This is a genomic window from Luteibacter sp. P4_D7_3 (genome assembly GCF_056401735.1).
The window spans coordinates 1-1,491 of record NZ_JBFUIT010000538.1 but is presented as its reverse complement, the minus strand read 5'-3'; the positions used below and the strand labels follow the sequence as shown (position 1 = coordinate 1,491).

Annotated in this window: 3 protein-coding genes; all 3 read left to right on the top strand. The window is 62.3% G+C overall.

Features of this window, described 5'->3' with window-relative positions:
• The coding region (locus tag AC1DSN_RS22495) for an LLM class flavin-dependent oxidoreductase (RefSeq protein WP_477333036.1) at positions 1–776 on the top strand (776 nt) is incomplete at its 5' end.
• Complete coding sequence (locus AC1DSN_RS22490; protein ID WP_477333034.1) at positions 767–1,084, top strand: hypothetical protein; 318 nt, start codon at positions 767–769, stop codon at positions 1,082–1,084. The genes AC1DSN_RS22495 and AC1DSN_RS22490, both read left to right, overlap by 10 nt.
• A gap of 57 nt (positions 1,085–1,141) precedes the next feature.
• Positions 1,142–1,491: serine aminopeptidase domain-containing protein (locus tag AC1DSN_RS22485; RefSeq protein ID WP_477333032.1), on the top strand; the 350-nt coding region annotated here is incomplete at its 3' end.

Genomic DNA, 1,491 nt, shown 5'->3' with positions numbered 1-1,491 from the left:
ACATGCGCTATGAAAACCCCCACTACATGCTGGAAACCGCGGGGGCTGCCGATCTCATCAGTGGCGGGCGCCTGCAGCTGGGTATAAGCCGCGGCTCCCCCGAGCAGGTCATCGAAGGCTGGCGCCACTTTGGCTACGCGCCTGCGGAAGGAGAAACCGATGCCGACATGGGCCGCCGGCACGCCGAAACCTTCCTCCAGTTGCTCGAGGGAAAAGGCTTCGCCCAGCCCAATCCACGTCCCATGTTTCCTAACCCGCCCGGCCTCCTCCGGCTTGAGCCCCACGCACCCGGCCTTCGCGAACGTATCTGGTGGGGTTCGGCCTCCAACGCGACCGCTGTATGGGCGGCCACCATGGGCATGAACCTGCAAAGCTCGACGCTGAAAGCGAACGAGACCAACGAGCCACTGCATGTGCAGCAGGCCAGGCAGATGCGGCTCTATCGCGAGGCGTGGGCCAAGGCCGACCACGGGCGCGAACCGCGTGTGTCGGTTCTGCGGTCCATCTTTCCCCTGGTCAACGACATGGACCACGCGTATTTCGGTCGAAGCAAGTCCACGGACCAGGTCGGCTTTATCGACAACATGGAGGCCGTGTTCGGCAGAACCTACGCGGCTGTTCCGGAGGTCCTCGTCGCGGAACTCGCGGCCGACGAGGCCATTGCCGAAGCCGACACGTTGCTTCTCGCCGTGCCCAACCAGCTAGGTGTGGACTACAACGTGCACCTGATTGAATCGATTCTCACGCAGGTGGCCCCGGCGTTAGGGTGGCGGTGACGAACGACTTCGACGCCATCATCTGCCAGGCAATCCGTGAGCGACTCCTGCTTCTCATTGACTATGGCGACACGCAACGCGTCGTGCAGCCCCATGTGTATGGCGACGATCACGCCGGCGATCGTCTGCTCAGTGCCTTTCAGGTCAGTGGAGAAAGCACGTCGGGTGCCGCCCAGGGTTGGAAGTCCTTTCGCATGGACCGCGTTACCTCGGTTGCCCTGGCGGGAGGCACGTTTCACGGAGCCCAACCGGCGTTTCAGCGCAACGATGGCGCGTTTGGTCGGATAATTTGCCAACTTGGTGACTGATGAAGCCACGATGCCCCACATCGATGAGGTGCTTTCCACCTCAGGGGATACATAGCGATGCGCTACGGCCGTGGACTTTGGATGTGCCTTTTGCTGTTGGTATCAACCCGCCCGCACGCGGCTGATTCACCAGGCATCACGTCTGAAGACGTCAGGTTCAGAAGCGACGGCGTAACGCTGGTCGGCACGCTCTTCCGACCCGAGCATCCGTATGCGGCGGTCGTCCTCGTGCATGGATCGGGTCAGGAAAAGCGCATGACGACGTTCGCCTCGCGGCTGGCGAGCGAAGGCATCGCGGTGTTGACGTACGATAAGCGGGGAGTCGGAGAGTCGGGCGGCGTCTACGCAGGTCCGGAAGTCGGCACCAACAATATCGACGCGGCCAACTTCGATCTACTGGCCACCGA